Raw genomic sequence first — 14,957 nt, 5'->3', positions numbered from 1 at the left:
CCATGGCAGACGATCCGCTGGTCATCGGTTCCACCACGTTCACCTCGCGGCTCATCATGGGCACCGGAGGCGCCCCGAGTCTCGACGTCCTGGAACGCGCACTCCTGGCGTCCGGCACCGAGCTCACCACGGTGGCCATGCGCCGCGTCGACCCCACCGTGAAGGGTTCGGTGCTGTCCGTACTGGACCGGCTCGGCATCCGCGTACTGCCCAACACCGCGGGCTGCTTCACGGCCGGCGAAGCGGTGCTCACCGCCCGGCTCGCCCGCGAGGCCCTCGGCACCGACCTGGTGAAGCTGGAGGTGATCGCGGACGAGCGCACCCTGCTGCCGGACCCGGTGGAGACCATCGATGCGGCGGAGACCCTGGTCGACGACGGTTTCACGGTCCTGCCGTACACCAACGACGACCCGGTGGTCGCCCGGAAGCTGCAGGACGTGGGTTGCGCGGCGATCATGCCGCTCGGCTCCCCCATCGGCTCGGGTCTCGGGATCCGCAATCCGCACAACTTCGAGCTGATCGCGGAGCACGCGCGCGTGCCCGTGATTCTGGACGCCGGAGCGGGCACTGCTTCGGACGCCGCGCTCGCGATGGAGCTCGGTTGCTCCGCGGTGATGCTCGCCTCGGCGGTGACCCGTGCGCAGGAGCCGGTCCTGATGGCCGAGGCGATGCGGCACGCCGTGGAGGCCGGGCGGCTCGCACACCGGGCGGGCCGGATCCCGCGGAGGCATTTCGCCCATGCATCATCGCCTACGTCCGGTATGGCCCAACTCGATCCGGAACGACCGGCTTTCTGAGGTCTGCCGACCGTCAGTACCGTCCGAACGGTCACAGCTGCGCTGCAGTGCGGGCCCCGAGCACACCGGGCGGACGGCCCTGTCGGCGGCGGCTCGTACACTCACCTGCGTGGACACGACCCTCCAGGACCCTCTCGTCGGCCAGGTGCTCGACGAGCGGTATCGCATCGATGCGCGCATCGCGGTCGGCGGGATGGCCACGGTCTACCGGGCCGTGGACACCCGCCTCGACCGCGTGCTCGCGCTGAAGGTGATGCACCCCGCCCTCGCCGCGGACGCCACGTTCGTGGAGCGCTTCATCCGTGAGGCCAAGTCGGTGGCGCGGCTCTCCCACCCGAATGTGGTCGGGGTCTACGACCAGGGCACGGACGGCAGTTACGTGTACTTGGCGATGGAGTACGTGGCGGGCTGCACCCTGCGCGACGTGCTGCGCGAGCGGGGCGCACTGCAGCCACGTGCCGCCCTGGACATCCTGGAGCCGGTCCTGGCCGCGCTCGGCGCCGCCCACCGGGCCGGCTTCGTGCACCGCGACATGAAGCCGGAGAACGTCCTGATCGGGGACGACGGCCGGGTCAAGGTGGCCGACTTCGGCCTGGTCCGCTCGGTGGACACGGTCACGAACACCACGGGTGCCGTGCTCGGCACCGTCTCGTATCTGGCTCCCGAGCAGATCGAGGCCGGCACGGTCGACCCCCGCGTCGACGTCTACGCCTGCGGGGTGGTGCTCTACGAGATGCTGACCGGCGGCAAGCCGCACGCCGGCGACTCCCCCGCCCAGGTGCTCTACCTGCATCTCAACGAGGACGTGCCCCCACCGTCCGCCGCCGTCCCCGACCTGCCCTACGCACTCGACGAGCTGGTGGCCGCCGGGACGGCGCGCAATCCCGAGCTCCGCCCGCAGGACGCGGTCGCCCTCCTCGGGGACACCCGCCGGGCGCGCGGCACCCTGACCGAGGCCCAGCTGGACGCGGTGCCCCCGGGCGCCCGCAGCACCGAGCACACCAACACGGACGACCGCACCAGCGTAATCTCCCGGGCCGCGGCGGGAGCCGGTGCCGCCCGCACGCGACAGCTCCGGCTTCCCGAGCCCTCGAGCTCCGCCGGGGACGAGCAGCTCAACAGGACGAGCCGCTTCGAGATGCCGCCCGCTCCCCCCGGAGGCCGCCCACCCAAGGGCTCCCGGTTCGCGCGGGCCTGGCACGGTCCGCGCCGCGGCATGCTCATCACCGTCACCGCGGTCCTGCTCGCCCTCGGTCTGGGCGCGGGCGTCTGGTACATCAACTCGGGCCAGTTCACCCGCGTACCGCCGCTGCTCAGCAAGACCGAGAAGCAGGCGAGGGCCACCCTCGAGGACGCCGGGCTCGCGGTCCGCGAGGTGGACCGGAAGTACAGCGACGCCTACGCCCGGGGCACGGTGATGAACAGCGACCCGAAGGCCGGCGACCGCATCCGCAGCAACGACCGGGTGACACTCACCCTCTCGCTCGGCCCCCGCATCGTCACGGTGCCGAACGTGAAGAACAAGACCCTCTCCGAGGCCCGCAAGGAGCTGGACAAGAGCAGCCTCGAGCCCGGGATGGTCAAGCGCGCCTTCAGCGAGGACGTCCCGCGCAACTCGGTGATCAGCACCGAGCCGGCCGCCGGCAGCAAGCGCAAGCCCGGCACCGCGGTCGCACTCACCGTCAGCAAGGGCAGCCCGATCGACGTACCGGACGTGGTCGGCGAGTCACTGGACGACGCACGCGGCGAGCTGGAGGGGGCCGGGCTCGAGGTCACGGTGAAGCCCGAGCGGATCTTCTCCGAGGAGGACGAGGGCGACGTCGCTCGCCAGAGCCCCGGCGAGGGCCGGCGCCTCGCCACCGGCGACAAGGTGACCCTGACGATCTCCAAGGGCCAGGACATGGTCGAGGTCCCGGACGTCGAGGGCAAGCAGAAGGACCAGGCACGCCAGGAGCTCGAGGACGCCGGTTTCAAGGTCAAGGTCCAGAGCTGGTTCATCGGCGACAAGGTCTGGGACCAGTCGGTGGACGGCGGGGACGAGGCGCCACGCGGCAGCGAGATCACCATCCGGGTGCGCTGACCTGCAGACACCGGGCCCTTGTCGGGCCCGGCCCGAGCGCATGCCACCCTGGACGGCGTGACCAGCAGGAACCTTCGCAACCCCGTCGGCGGCCACGTACCGGTCGCCGGAGGCCTCGCCTCCGTCGGCCTCACCTACGCCCGCGAGATGGGCGCCGAGACCGTCCAGGTCTTCGTGGCCAATCCGCGCGGCTGGGCGACACCCGCCGGCAGTCCGCGGCAGGACGAGGCATTCCGCACCGCCTGCGCCGACGAGGGCATTCCGGCGTACATCCATGCCCCGTATCTGATCAACTTCGCCTCGCACACGGCCGCCACGGTCGACCGCTCCGTCGAATCGCTGCGGCACTCGCTGCGCCGCGGGCGCGAGATCGGTGCGCTCGGCGTCGTCGTGCACACCGGTTCGGCGACCGGCGGCCGGCATCGCGAGGAGGCGCTGCGGCAGATCCGCGAACGCATGCTGCCGCTGCTCGACGAGCTGACCCACGAGGACGACCCCCAGGTCCTGCTTGAGTCGACGGCCGGCCAGGGTTCCTCGATCTGCTCGCGCACCTGGGACTACGCCCCGTACTTCGAGGCCCTCGACGCCCATCCGAGGCTCGGTGTCTGCCTCGACACCTGCCACATCTTCGCCGCCGGCCACGATCTCACCGGTCCGGACGGCATGCGCCAGACGCTCGATCTGTTGGTCGGCACGGTCGGCGAAGGACGCCTGCGACTGATCCACGCCAACGACTCGAAGGACGTGGTCGGGGCACACAAGGACCGGCACGCGAACATCGGCGCGGGGCACATCGGCCTCGACCCGTTCCGCGAACTGCTCGCGCATCCCGCGACGGAAGGAGTTCCGCTCGTCATCGAGACCCCCGGCGGCAAGGAGGGCCACGCGGCCGATGTGGCCCGTCTCAAGGAACTCCGGGAGCTGCCGGACCGGCAGCTCCTCGCCCACACCCCTTGAGTCATACCCCTAGGGGGTATACGGTTCGGATCGGTCACAGGAACCGTCGTACGACCCTGGGGGCACGCATGCAGCACGGCACGCACGACCCGCACGCTTCACACGCCACGCACGGCACGCACTCCGCGCACGACCACGAAGCGCACGGCCACGACGCACACGCCCAAGGAGCCCCCGTCACCTGGGCCATGGCCGCCAGGGCGACCCTGCACTGCCTCACCGGCTGCGCCATCGGCGAAGTGCTCGGCATGGTGATCGGCACCGCACTCGGCTGGGGCACCGCACCGACCATGGTCCTCGCGATCGCCCTGGCCTTCGTCTTCGGCTACTCGCTCACGCTGCTCGCCGTGGTCCGCGCCGGACTGGGCCTCAGGGCCGCGATCGGCGTCGCGCTCGCCGCGGACACCCTGTCCATCGCGGTGATGGAGCTCGTCGACAACGGCGTACTGCTGCTCGTACCGGGCGCCATGGAGGCCCATCTGACCGACGCCCTGTTCTGGGGCGCCCTGGCCATCGCGTTCGCGGTCGCCTTCGCGGTGACCACCCCGGTCAACAGGTGGATGATCGGCCGCGGCAAGGGCCACGCCGTCGTGCATCAGTACCACCACTGAGACGGCACCGACAGGCGCCGCCCGCCGGCTACAACTCGGGCCCGTCGCCCGGCTCCTCCTGGTACGAGTAGCGCTGCTCGCGCCAGGGGTCGCCGACGTTGTGATAGCCGCGCTCCTCCCAGAACCCGCGGCGATCGGCCGTCATGTACTCGACGCCGCGGACCCACTTGGGCCCCTTCCAGGCGTACAGATGCGGTACGACGAGACGCAGCGGGAAGCCGTGCTCCGCGGTGAGCGGTTCCCCGTCGCGATGCGTCGCGAAGATCGTCTGCTCCGCCGCGAAGTCGGCGAGCCGCAGATTGGAGCTGAAGCCGTACTCGGCCCAGACCATCACATGCGTGACATCGGGGGCCGGGGGCGAGATCTCGAGGAGCGTCCGGGCCGACACCCCGCCCCATTCGGCGCCCAGCATCGAGAATTTCGTGACGCAGTGCAGATCGGCGACCACGGTCTCGTACGGCAGGGTCGCGAACTCCTCATGGGTCCAGCAGCGCTTGTCACCGTCGGCGGTCGCGCCGAAGACCCTGAACTCCCAGCGCTCCGGCCGGAATTTGGGGACGGGGCCGTAATGAGTGACCGGCCATCCGCGCTGCAGCCGTTGTCCTGGCGGAAGTTCCGACTGCTCCGACACCCCGCGACTTTCCGGCTGACCCATGACTCCATCCTGACAGACCGGGCAGGGTGGAGGTGACCAGGTCTGCACCGATTCGGGCAACTCCTACTAAGCCTGTACTTACTTACTAAGCATGTACTTACTGGACGACCCTCGGCGCCGATGCAAGGATGCGCGCACCTGCCCCGAACGCGCCTGGAAGGAGCCTCTGCCATGCAGGGCGACCCCGAGGTCATCGAATTCCTGAATGAGCAGCTGACCGCTGAGCTCACCGCGATCAATCAGTACTTCCTGCACGCCAAGATGCAGGACAATTTCGGCTGGACGAAGCTCGCGAAATACACCCGCGCCGAGTCCTTCGACGAGATGAAGCACGCCGAGATCCTCACCGACCGGATTCTCTTTCTCGACGGACTGCCCAACTACCAGCGGCTGTTCCACGTCCGGGTCGGCCAGACGGTCACCGAGATGTTCAAGGCGGACCGGCAGATCGAGGTCGAGGCCATCGACCGGCTGAAGCGCGGTATCGAGATCATGCGCGCCAAGGGCGACGTCACCTCGGCGAACATCTTCGAGTCGATCCTCGAGGACGAGGAGCACCACATCGACTATCTGGACACCCAGCTGGAGCTCGTCGAGAAACTCGGGGAGCCGCTCTACATCGCGCAGCTGATCGAGCAGCCGGAGAGCTGAGCGCGGCCGGACGGGCGGAGCCGCACGGACGGAAAGGGCCTCAGGCCGCTTCCGGCAGTCCGGGCCGGACGACGGGCGCGGGCTCGGCGACCCCCACCGCTTCGGCGGCCAGCGCGGCCGCCGTGGCGCCCTGGTCCACCAGCTCGCGCCGCGGGCAAGCGCCCCGGCCGAGCAGGGACTGGATACGACGGACACAGGAACCGCAGTCGGTGCCCGCCTTGCACGCGGAGGCGATCTGCCGCGGGGTGCACGCACCGGCGTCCGCGTGCTGCTTCACCTGCTGCTCCGTGACGCCGAAGCAAGAGCACACGTACAAGCGGTTCACCTCCCCGGGCTTCGTTCGGGATCGATCCGTCGTGCCTGTCCCGATGAATCGGTGAGGCTAACCTAACCTTACCCGGCCCGCTCCGGCTACGAAACGCCGTGGGGCGCGGATCACATCGATCCGCGCCCCACAGTGGTATGTCCGCCCCGGCGGGACCTACTGGTCCCGGTACATCTCCGCGACCAGGAACGCCAGGTCGAGCGACTGGCTGCGGTTGAGCCGCGGGTCGCAGGCCGTCTCGTAGCGCTGGTGCAGGTCGTCGACGAAGATCTCGTCGCCGCCGCCCACGCACTCGGTGACGTCGTCGCCGGTGAGCTCGACGTGGATGCCGCCCGGGTGGGTGCCCAGGCTCTTGTGCACCTCGAAGAAGCCCTTGACCTCGTCGAGCACATCGTCGAAGCGCCGGGTCTTGTGGCCCGATGCGGCCTCGAAGGTGTTGCCGTGCATCGGGTCGGTCACCCAGGCGACCTGCGCGCCCGAGGCGGTGACCTTCTCGACCAGCGTCGGCAGCTTGTCGCGGATCTTGTCCGCGCCCATCCGCACGATGAAGGTGAGCCGGCCCGGCTCGCGGTCCGGGTCGAGGCGCTCGATGTACTGCAGCGCCTCCTCCGGCGTCGTCGTCGGACCGAGCTTGATGCCGATCGGATTGCGCACCTGGGAGGCGAACTCGATGTGCGCGCCGTCCATCTGGCGGGTGCGCTCACCGATCCAGACCATGTGCCCGGAGGTGTCGTACCAGTTGCCGGTGCGGGAGTCGGTACGGGTCAGGGCGGTCTCGTAGTCGAGAAGCAGCGCCTCGTGGGACGAGTAGAACTCGACCGTCTGGAACTCGGCCGGGTCGGTGCCGCAGGCGCGCATGAAGTTCAGCGCGTTGTCGATCTCGCGGGCGAGCTGCTCGTAGCGCTGGCCGGACGGGGACGACTTCACGAAGTCCTGGTTCCAGGCGTGCACCTGGCGCAGGTCGGCGTAGCCGCCGGTGGTGAAGGCGCGGACCAGGTTCAGCGTCGAGGCGGAGGCGTGGTACATCCGCTTCAGGCGCTCGGGGTCCGGGACCCGGGCCTCCTCGGTGAAGTCGAAGCCGTTGACGGAGTCGCCGCGGTAGGTCGGCAGGGTCACGCCGTCGCGGGTCTCGGTCGGCTTGGAGCGCGGCTTCGAGTACTGGCCGGCGATCCGGCCGACCTTCACGACAGGCACGGAGGCGGCGTACGTGAGGACGGCGCCCATCTGGAGGAGCGTCTTGAGCTTGTTGCGGATGTGGTCGGCCGACACCGCGTCGAAGGCCTCGGCACAGTCGCCGCCCTGGAGCAGGAACGCCTCCCCCTTGGCGACGGACGCAAGGCGGGCGCGCAGCTGGTCACACTCGCCGGCAAAGACCAGCGGGGGATACGACTCGAGGTCCGCGATCACATCGCGCAGCGCCTCGGCATCGGGGTACTCGGGCTGCTGCGCCGCGGGAAGGTCTCGCCAGGTGTTGCCACCGGATGCGGTGGTCTTAGCGTTCACGGTCACCTCGTCAACATTACGGGGTCGCTCGGCGTGGTCTGCGCGGGGACCACTTGCTGAGACGCGCTGTCCAGCTCCGCGGTGACGCCGGGCCGCTCGCTCGTACGGGTGACCTGGGCGTGAGACGGGAGTGCCGGTACTCGCCGGTGTCCGCTAGGGTGCCTGGCATGTTCGCGCACACGACCCGTGACTGGTGGTGGACCGCTCGACCGGCGGCCCACTGACTGCGCGTACCCACACTCGCAAAGGCCGCCCGAGGGGCGGCCTTCTTGCATGTCCGGGCCGTTCCTCCCCCTTCGCACTCCGCTGTGATCCGACGGGAAGGAACACCATGCTGAGCCGTCTGCTCGAGGACGACTGCCCGCCCTTCGCCCTGCTGCGCCGCCGCACACCGGGCCGCGACCACGACATCGTCGAGGTGCTGACCGGTCCCACCCACGAGGCCGGGCGTCTCGCCGACATCCCCGAGAGCCCGCTGCCCGTGCTCGCTCTGGTGCCGTTCCGGCAGATCGCCGAGCGCGGCTTCGACGTACGCGACGACGGGACACCGCTCACCGTGCTGACCGCGGAGCAGACGTACGAGCTGACCGTGGCCGAGGCACTCGAGCAGCTGCCCGCGCACCGGGTGCAGGTCACCGACGGTGCATTCGACGTGGACGACGAGGCCTACGCGGAGATCGTCGAGCGGGTGCTGCGTGACGAGATCGGCAGGGGCGAAGGCGCGAACTTCGTCATCCGCCGGAACTTCGAGGGCCGGATCGACGGCTTCTCACGGGCCGATGCGCTCGCCCTGTTCCGCCGGCTCCTGGAGGGAGAGCGTGGGGCGTACTGGACGTACGTCGTGCACACCGGAGGCCCCCACGGGCGCACGCTTGTCGGCGCGAGCCCCGAGGTGCATGTGCGGATGAGCGGCGGGACCGTCGTGATGAATCCGATCAGCGGCACCTTCCGCTACCCCGAGCGGGCACCGAGCGCGGACGATCTCCTGCGCTTCCTCGACGACGCCAAGGAGACGGCCGAGCTGTCCATGGTCGTCGACGAGGAGCTCAAGATGATGTGCACGGTCGGCGACATGGGCGGAGTGGTGGTCGGTCCGCGTCTGAAGGAGATGGCCCATCTCGCGCACACGGAGTACGAGTTGCGCGGTCGTTCCTCGCTCGATGTGCGCGAGGTCCTGAAGGAGACCATGTTCGCCGCGACCGTCACGGGGTCGCCGGTGCAGAACGCCTGCAGGGTGATCGAGCGATACGAGCCCGCCGGATCGGACGGTGCCGGCCGCGGCTACTACGCGGGGGCCCTTGCCCTGATCGGCCGGGACTCCGGCGGGGCGCAGACCCTGGACTCCCCCATCCTGATCAGGACCGCCGACATCGCGGCGGACGGGCGCGTGAAGGTGGCGGTCGGCGCGACGCTCGTGCGCGACTCGGATCCGCGGTCGGAGGTGGCCGAGACGCATGCCAAGGCGGCCGGAGTGCTGGCCGCGCTCGGTGTACGTCCCGGGCGGAGGCGAACGGAGGACGCCGGTCCGCGGCTCGCGGACGATCCGCGGGTGCAGGAGGCCCTGGACTCCCGGCGTGCCTCGCTCGCGCCGTTCTGGCTGCGGATGCAGGAGCGGACCGGGGAACTGACCGGGCGCGCGCTGATCGTCGACGGCGAGGACACCTTCACCTCGATGCTGGCGCATCTGCTGCGTTCCTCGGGGCTCGACGTGCAGGTCCGGCGCTACGACGAGCCGGGGCTGCGGGACGTGGTGCGCGCCCACGAGGGACCGCTGGTGCTCGGCCCCGGCCCCGGCGACCCCTCGGATCTCGGCGATCCGAAAATGCGGTTCCTGCGGGAGCTCGCGGCAGAGGCGGTGCGCGAGCACCGGCACGGGATCCTCGGGGTCTGTCTGGGCCACGAGCTGCTCGCCGCCGAGCTGGGCCTGGAGATCGTCCGCAAGCAGGTCCCGTACCAGGGGGCGCAGCTGCGGATCGATCTCTTCGGCCGTCCGGAGACCGTCGGCTTCTACAACAGCTTCGTGGCGCGCTGCGACGACGAGGACGCGGCCGAACTGGACGCGCACGGGGTGCGGGTGGCCCGGGACGCGGCCACCGGCGAGGTGCACGCGCTCAGCGGTCCGGGCTTCGCCGGGGTGCAGTTCCACCCCGAGTCGGTGCTCACGCTGCGCGGCCCGGCCGTGGTGGCGGAACTGGTGCGTCAGGTGGTGGAGGGCAGGACGGGGACCAGGACGTTCTCGCTGCGGCGGCCCTCGGTGTAGTCCAGGACGTTCTGCAGGGTGGTGGCGATGATCTCGCCGACGGCGTCCACGGTGTAGTACGCCTGGTGCGAGGTCACCACCACATTGGGGAAGGTGACGAGGCGGGCCAGGGTGTCGTCCTCGATGCCCTGGATCGACTTGTCGAGGAAGAACAGCCCGGCCTCGGCCTCGTAGACGTCCAGGCCGACGCCGGCGAAGCGGCCCTGGCGCAGCTCGCCGACCAGCGCCTCGGTGTCGATCAGGCCGCCGCGGCTGGAGTTGACCAGGATCGCGTCGTCCTTCATGGACTTGAGCTGTGCCGCGCCGATCAGGTGCTCGGTGGCGGGCAGCAGCGGTACGTGCAGGCTGACCAGGTCGGACTCGGCGAGCAGGCGGTCCTTGTCGACGTACTCCATGCCGAGCTCGACGCAGGCCGGGTTCTCGGCGACGTCCCAGCCGAGCAGGCGCATGCCGAAGCCGTGGGCGATCCGGGCGAAGGCCTCGCCGATCTTGCCGGTGCCGAGCACGCCCGCGGTGCGGCCGTGCAGATCGCGGCCGAGCAATCCGTCGAGGCGGAAGTCGAAGTCGCGGGTGCGGCCGGCGGCGCGGACGATGCGGCGGTTGACGGCCATCGCGAGGGTCCAGGCGAACTCGGCCACCGAGTACGGCGAGTAGTACGAGACCCGGGCCACGGTCAGGCCGAGCCGCTCGGCGACCTGCAGGTCGATGTTGTTGAAGCCGGTCGAGCGCTGGGCGATGAACTGGGTGCCGCCGGCCGCCAGGGTCTGCAGGACGCGGTTGTTGAGGCTGGCGTTGACGCTGGTCGAGATGACCTCGTGGCCGGCCGCGATGAGGGCGGTGTCCTCGTCCAGGAAGACGTCCAGACAGCGGATGTCGTGGTGGCCCGCGAAGGCCTTCTCGAGCAGCGGCCGCTCGTCGGACTGCACGCCGAATGCCAGGATCTCCACGTCTGGTCCCGCCTTCTCGTAGCCGTTCGTCCCTGCGGCTTTCGCGCGCTCTGCGCACTGTGCCGGTCAGGGCGAATATACGGCGGTGTCCCGGCCGGGACACTCCGGAGCGTCCGGCGTGCGCCGGCCGGGTAACCGACGGGCGCACCTCAGCCGAAGAAGACGCCGACCTCCTCGTACAGCTCGGGGTCGACCGTCTTCAGCCGGGCGGTGGCGTCGGCGATCGGCACGCGCACGATGTCCGTGCCGCGCAGCGCGACCATCTTCCCGAAGTCCCCGTCCCGTACCGCCTCGATGGCGTGCAGGCCGAAGCGAGTGGCGAGCCAGCGGTCGAAGGCGCTCGGGGTGCCGCCGCGCTGGACGTGCCCGAGCACGGTCGTACGGGCCTCCTTGCCGGTACGGTCCTCGATCTGCTTGGCCAGCCACTCACCGACACCGGAGAGCCGGACGTGGCCGTACGAGTCGAGCGAGCCGTCCTTCAGCACCATCTCGCCGTCGCGCGGCATCGCGCCCTCGGCGATCACCACGATCGGTGCGTACGAGGCACGGAAACGCGAGCTCACCCAGGAGCACACCTGGTCCACGTCGAAGCGCTGCTCGGGGATCAGGATCGCGTTGGCCCCGCCGGCCAGGCCCGAGTGCAAGGCGATCCAGCCCGCGTGCCGGCCCATCACCTCGACCACCAGGACCCGCATATGGGACTCGGCCGTGGTGTGCAGCCGGTCGATGGCCTCGGTGGCGATTCCGACCGCGGTGTCGAATCCGAAGGTGTAGTCGGTGGCCGACAGGTCGTTGTCGATGGTCTTGGGTACGCCGATGACCCGGACGCCGTACTCGTCGGCGAGGCGGGCCGCCACGCCGAGGGTGTCCTCGCCGCCGATCACGATCAGGGCGTCGACCTCGGACTTGGCGAGATTCTCCTTGATCCGCCGGATGCCGTTCTGCTCCTTGAGTGGGTTGGTCCGCGAGGAGCCGAGGACGGTGCCGCCGCGCGGCAGGATGCCGCGCACCGCCGGGATGTCGAGCGGCACCGCGTCACCCTCGAGCGGCCCTCGCCAGCCGTCCTTGAAGCCGATGAATGAGTAGTCGTACTCCTGAACGCCCTTGCGGACGATGCCCCGGATGACGGCGTTGAGCCCGGGGCAGTCGCCTCCTCCGGTCAGTACTCCGACCCGCATGGAAACTTCCCTTCACCGCGTGGCTGTGTGCGGCCACGCTAATGGTGATCCAGGTCACTCCGGGATGGTCGGGACGTCAATTCCCTTGAAAGAGGGAGGTGTTGATCTACGGCTCGACGGTGGGGTCAACGAGGGCGAGCGGAATCCGGAGGCTCCTCGTCCAGGCCGCGCTCGATGGCGTACCGGACCAGCTCGACGCGATTGTGCAGCTGGAGCTTGCCGAGGGTGTTCTGGACGTGGTTCTGGACGGTGCGGTGGGAGATCACCAGGCGCTCGGCGATCTGCTTGTAGCTCAGGCCTTTGGCGACGAGCCGGAGCACCTCGGTCTCGCGGTCGGTGAGCTGCGGGGCGGAGGGCTCCTCGGCGGTCGCCGGGGCCGGCTCGGAGGCGAGCCGGCGGTACTCGCCGAGGACCAGGCCCGCGAGACCCGGGGTGAAGACGGGGTCGCCGGCGGCCGTCCTGCGCACCGCGTCGATCAGCTCCTCGGTGGAGGCCGACTTGAGCAGGTAGCCGGTGGCGCCCGACTTGACCGCCTCCAGCACGTCGACGTGCTCGCCGCTCGCCGAGAGGACCAGGACGCGCAGGGCCGGGTCGGCGCGGACGAGTTCCTTGCAGACCTGGACGCCGGGCTTGGCCGGCAGATTGAGGTCGAGTACCAGGACGTCGGGCGCGACCGCCCTGGCCCTGCGTACCGCCTGCTCGCCGTCGCCGGCCGTGCCGACGACCTCGAATCCGGGCTCCGCGCCGAGGTCGCGGGCGACGGCGTCGCGCCACATCGGATGGTCGTCGACGACCATCACCTTGATGGGGTCCGCCCCGTCCCGCTCGGTCCCCGTGGTGTCGTCCGCGCCTGTCATCGTGTCGCCTTCCCCCGGTTGTCGTCTCGCTGCTTCGGTGCCTTCAGTTCGACCTCGGTGCCCTGCCCGGGCATCGAGATCAGATCGGCCGTGCCGCCGATGTCCCGGAGCCGGCCGCGGATGGACTGGGCGACGCCGAGCCGGCCCTCGCCCTCGGCCTGGGCCAGGCGTCCGTCCGGGATGCCGGGGCCGTCGTCGCGCACGGTCACGATCACCTCGTCCGGCCAGTCCTCGATCAGGATCCAGGCGCGGGCCTCGTCGCCCGCGTGCCGGCGCACATTGTCCAGGGCCGCGCCGACGGCGGCGGCCAGCTCGCGTGCGGCGTGCGCGGGGAGCAGGACGGGGGCGCCCGGTTCGGAGAGAGTGACGCGCGAGCCGGCGTACGGGGTGAGCAGGCTACGCAGGTCGCGAGGGCCGTCGGGTCCGGCTGTTCCATCTGTGGTGGTGTCGGTGTCGTCGACCTCGCGGACCAGGGCGCCCTGCGAGGCGTCGTCGCAGGCGCGGGACACCGGGACCACGCCGCCGGCGACCAGACTGCGCAACGCCACCTCCTGCTCCCCCGCCATCCGGCCGAGCTCCGCGGCCTCGCCACCGAGCTGGGTGCCGCGGCGCTGCACCATGGACAGGACCTGCAGCACGCTGTCGTGGATGTCCCGGGCGAGCCGCTCGCGCTCGCGGGTGGCGGCCTCGATCTCCAGGGCCCTGGCCAGGGTGCGCTCGGAGGCACGGGCCACCTCGACGACGTAGCCGATGGCGATGGAGGCGACCCAGACGAGCAGCACGTTGTGCACGGTGTCCTGGCTCGGTGTGCCGCGCTGGACGAGATTGGCCGCCGCGACGAGCGAGGACGCCAGGGCCGCCCAGCGCCAGCCGCCCTTGACGGCGAAGGCGAGGACGGCGCCCGCGGTCCAGATGGACGGCAGGGTCGGCCCGTCGCCCCGGTCGACGTCGGCGAGCGGGGTCAGGAGTATCCCGGTGAGGGCCACGGTGAGGTCCGCGGCCAGGAAGCGCCGGGTGCAGCTGGCCTCGTTGGCCACCTTCGGCAGGGTGGCGAGGGTCCAGACGGCGAGCACGGCGAGGAAGGCGTAGCCGACCCAGGGCCGTTCGTAGTCCGCCCGGTTGTGCACGAACAGGGCGGCCGCGTACAGCATCGTCAGTACGCGGTAGGCGGTCAGCGCCCGCCACAGCGGCAGCTCGACCGACATCCGCAGCACGCGTTCGCGTCGCGCCATCTCCCCCACCTCGCCTTCGCCCGCCTCCGCCGCCCCGACCGGGGGCGCGACCGGGCACCTGTGGTCCTAACCGGGTCCGGACGACTCGTCCGAGGGCCCGTCTCCTTCGGCCTTGCGGGCCTTCTCCAGCTCCGCCTGCTTCTTGGCCGCCTCCGCGATCTGCCGCTTCGCCGCCGTCGCGTAGATGTCGACGTACTCCTGCCCGGAGAGCTTCATGATCTCGTACATCACCTCGTCGGTGACCGAGCGCAGTACGAAGCGGTCGCCCTCCAGACCGTGGTAACGGCTGAAGTCAAGCGGCTCACCGATGCGGATCCCCGGGCGCATCAGCTTGGGCACGACCTTGCCGGGCGGCTGGATCTTCTCGGTGTCGATCATCGCGACCGGGATGACCGGTGCTCCGGTGGCGAGGGCCACGCGCGCGAGGCCGCCCGGTTTGCCGCGGTAGAGACGGCCGTCCGGCGAGCGGGTGCCCTCCGGGTAGATGCCGAACAGCTCGCCGCGTTCGAGGACCGAGATGCCGCTGCGGATGGCGGCCTCGCCGGCACCGCGACCGCCGGAGCGGTCGACCGGGAGCTGGCCCACGCCCTTGAAGAACGCCGCCGTCAGCTTGCCCTTGACACCTGGCGAGGTGAAGTACTCCGCCTTGGCGATGAAGGTGACCTTCCGGTCGAGCACCGCGGGCAGGAAGAAGGAGTCCGAGAACGAGAGGTGATTGCTCGCGAGGATCGCCGGCCCCTCGGCAGGGACGTTCTCGAGGCCCTCCACCCAGGGCCTGAAGACAGTCTTCAGGGACCCGCCGACGGTCAGCTTCATCACGCCGTAGATCAACGCAGGTGCCTTTCTGTTCCGTCGAACAGACCTTAACCCGTGACGCGGTGCCGGTCCCCGGCACTGGCGCGCC

15 protein-coding genes are annotated in these 14,957 nt (G+C 70.4%); 7 read left to right on the top strand and 8 right to left on the bottom strand.

Features of this window, described 5'->3' with window-relative positions; all coding sequences use genetic code 11:
* Positions 1–2 precede the first annotated feature (2 nt).
* The 4 genes from DY218_RS26785 (at position 3) to DY218_RS26770 (ending at position 4,445) form a co-directional block, all read left to right on the top strand.
* A complete protein-coding gene (locus DY218_RS26785; protein ID WP_128558703.1) occupies positions 3–797 on the top strand; it encodes a thiazole synthase in 795 nt (264 codons plus the stop codon).
* A 109-nt stretch (positions 798–906) separates the two neighbouring features.
* Positions 907–2,877, top strand: coding sequence for a Stk1 family PASTA domain-containing Ser/Thr kinase (pknB, locus tag DY218_RS26780; protein ID WP_199566864.1), 1,971 nt, complete (start codon positions 907–909; stop codon positions 2,875–2,877).
* Positions 2,878–2,934: 57 nt separating this feature from the next.
* Complete coding sequence (locus DY218_RS26775) at positions 2,935–3,834, top strand: deoxyribonuclease IV (protein ID WP_128558701.1); 900 nt, start codon at positions 2,935–2,937, stop codon at positions 3,832–3,834.
* A 68-nt stretch (positions 3,835–3,902) separates the two neighbouring features.
* Positions 3,903–4,445: a DUF4396 domain-containing protein gene (locus tag DY218_RS26770; RefSeq protein WP_128558700.1), complete on the top strand. Its 543-nt coding sequence runs from the start codon at positions 3,903–3,905 to the stop codon at positions 4,443–4,445.
* Positions 4,446–4,473: 28 nt separating this feature from the next.
* On the opposite strand, the gene DY218_RS26765 is transcribed toward DY218_RS26770, so the two are convergent.
* The gene (locus tag DY218_RS26765; protein WP_128558699.1) at positions 4,474–5,100 is read right to left on the bottom strand and encodes a sulfite oxidase-like oxidoreductase; all 627 of its coding nucleotides are present in this window, start codon (positions 5,098–5,100) and stop codon (positions 4,474–4,476) included.
* A gap of 171 nt (positions 5,101–5,271) precedes the next feature.
* On the opposite strand from DY218_RS26765, the gene bfr reads away from it, so the two are divergent.
* On the top strand, positions 5,272–5,751 hold the full coding sequence (gene bfr / locus DY218_RS26760) for a bacterioferritin (protein WP_128558698.1): 480 nt from the start codon (positions 5,272–5,274) through the stop codon (positions 5,749–5,751).
* 40 nt (positions 5,752–5,791) lie between these two features.
* On the opposite strand, the gene DY218_RS26755 is transcribed toward bfr, so the two are convergent.
* Entirely contained in the window at positions 5,792–6,028 is a 237-nt protein-coding gene (locus DY218_RS26755) for a (2Fe-2S)-binding protein (RefSeq protein WP_233521917.1), read from the bottom strand.
* 204 nt (positions 6,029–6,232) lie between these two features.
* Positions 6,233–7,585 carry a class II 3-deoxy-7-phosphoheptulonate synthase gene (locus tag DY218_RS26750; RefSeq protein ID WP_128558696.1) on the bottom strand — a complete coding sequence of 451 codons (1,353 nt, stop codon included), beginning with the start codon at positions 7,583–7,585 and terminating at the stop codon, positions 6,233–6,235.
* Positions 7,586–7,746: 161 nt separating this feature from the next.
* Here DY218_RS26750 and DY218_RS35910 point away from each other — a divergent pair, with 161 nt between their 5' ends.
* Together DY218_RS35910 and DY218_RS26740 are read left to right on the top strand one after the other, a co-directional pair.
* Positions 7,747–7,803, top strand: a complete 57-nt coding sequence (locus DY218_RS35910) for a trp operon leader peptide (protein ID WP_407703692.1) — start codon at positions 7,747–7,749, stop codon at positions 7,801–7,803.
* A gap of 107 nt (positions 7,804–7,910) precedes the next feature.
* Complete coding sequence (locus DY218_RS26740) at positions 7,911–9,839, top strand: anthranilate synthase family protein (protein ID WP_128558694.1); 1,929 nt, start codon at positions 7,911–7,913, stop codon at positions 9,837–9,839.
* On the opposite strand, the gene DY218_RS26735 is transcribed toward DY218_RS26740, so the two are convergent.
* The 5 genes from DY218_RS26735 to DY218_RS26715 form a co-directional block, all read right to left on the bottom strand.
* Positions 9,779–10,786: a 2-hydroxyacid dehydrogenase gene (locus DY218_RS26735; RefSeq protein ID WP_128558693.1), complete on the bottom strand. Its 1,008-nt coding sequence runs from the start codon at positions 10,784–10,786 to the stop codon at positions 9,779–9,781. The genes DY218_RS26740 and DY218_RS26735 overlap by 61 nt on opposite strands.
* Before the next feature lie 149 nt (positions 10,787–10,935).
* Positions 10,936–11,964: a 6-phosphofructokinase gene (locus DY218_RS26730; RefSeq protein ID WP_128558692.1), complete on the bottom strand. Its 1,029-nt coding sequence runs from the start codon at positions 11,962–11,964 to the stop codon at positions 10,936–10,938.
* A 125-nt stretch (positions 11,965–12,089) separates the two neighbouring features.
* Entirely contained in the window at positions 12,090–12,821 is a 732-nt protein-coding gene (locus DY218_RS26725) for a response regulator (protein ID WP_233521916.1), read from the bottom strand.
* Positions 12,818–14,053: a MacS family sensor histidine kinase gene (macS, locus tag DY218_RS26720; RefSeq protein ID WP_128558691.1), complete on the bottom strand. Its 1,236-nt coding sequence runs from the start codon at positions 14,051–14,053 to the stop codon at positions 12,818–12,820. The genes DY218_RS26725 and macS overlap by 4 nt, the downstream gene beginning before the upstream one ends.
* A gap of 66 nt (positions 14,054–14,119) precedes the next feature.
* A complete protein-coding gene (locus DY218_RS26715; RefSeq protein ID WP_128558690.1) occupies positions 14,120–14,884 on the bottom strand; it encodes a lysophospholipid acyltransferase family protein in 765 nt (254 codons plus the stop codon).
* Positions 14,885–14,957 lie beyond the last annotated feature (73 nt).

The organism is Streptomyces triticagri, from assembly GCF_003429565.1.
Lineage (GTDB): Bacteria > Actinomycetota > Actinomycetes > Streptomycetales > Streptomycetaceae > Streptomyces > Streptomyces triticagri.
The sequence above is the reverse complement of the archived record's forward strand: the minus strand, read 5'-3'. Positions and strand labels throughout refer to the sequence as shown.

Bases quoted from the DNA above. Each gene is read 5' to 3' on its own strand.
- DY218_RS26785 (WP_128558703.1), top strand. From the start codon at position 3: ATGGCAGACGATCCGCTGGTCATCGGTTCCACCACGTTCACCTCGCGG.
- DY218_RS26770 (WP_128558700.1), top strand. From the start codon at position 3,903: ATGCAGCACGGCACGCACGACCCGCACGCTTCACACGCCACGCACGGC.
- DY218_RS26765 (WP_128558699.1), bottom strand. From the start codon at position 5,100: ATGGGTCAGCCGGAAAGTCGCGGGGTGTCGGAGCAGTCGGAACTTCCG.
- bfr (WP_128558698.1), top strand. From the start codon at position 5,272: ATGCAGGGCGACCCCGAGGTCATCGAATTCCTGAATGAGCAGCTGACC.
- DY218_RS26740 (WP_128558694.1), top strand. From the start codon at position 7,911: ATGCTGAGCCGTCTGCTCGAGGACGACTGCCCGCCCTTCGCCCTGCTG.
- DY218_RS26730 (WP_128558692.1), bottom strand. From the start codon at position 11,964: ATGCGGGTCGGAGTACTGACCGGAGGAGGCGACTGCCCCGGGCTCAAC.
- DY218_RS26725 (WP_233521916.1), bottom strand. From the start codon at position 12,821: ATGACAGGCGCGGACGACACCACGGGGACCGAGCGGGACGGGGCGGAC.
- macS (WP_128558691.1), bottom strand. From the start codon at position 14,053: ATGGCGCGACGCGAACGCGTGCTGCGGATGTCGGTCGAGCTGCCGCTG.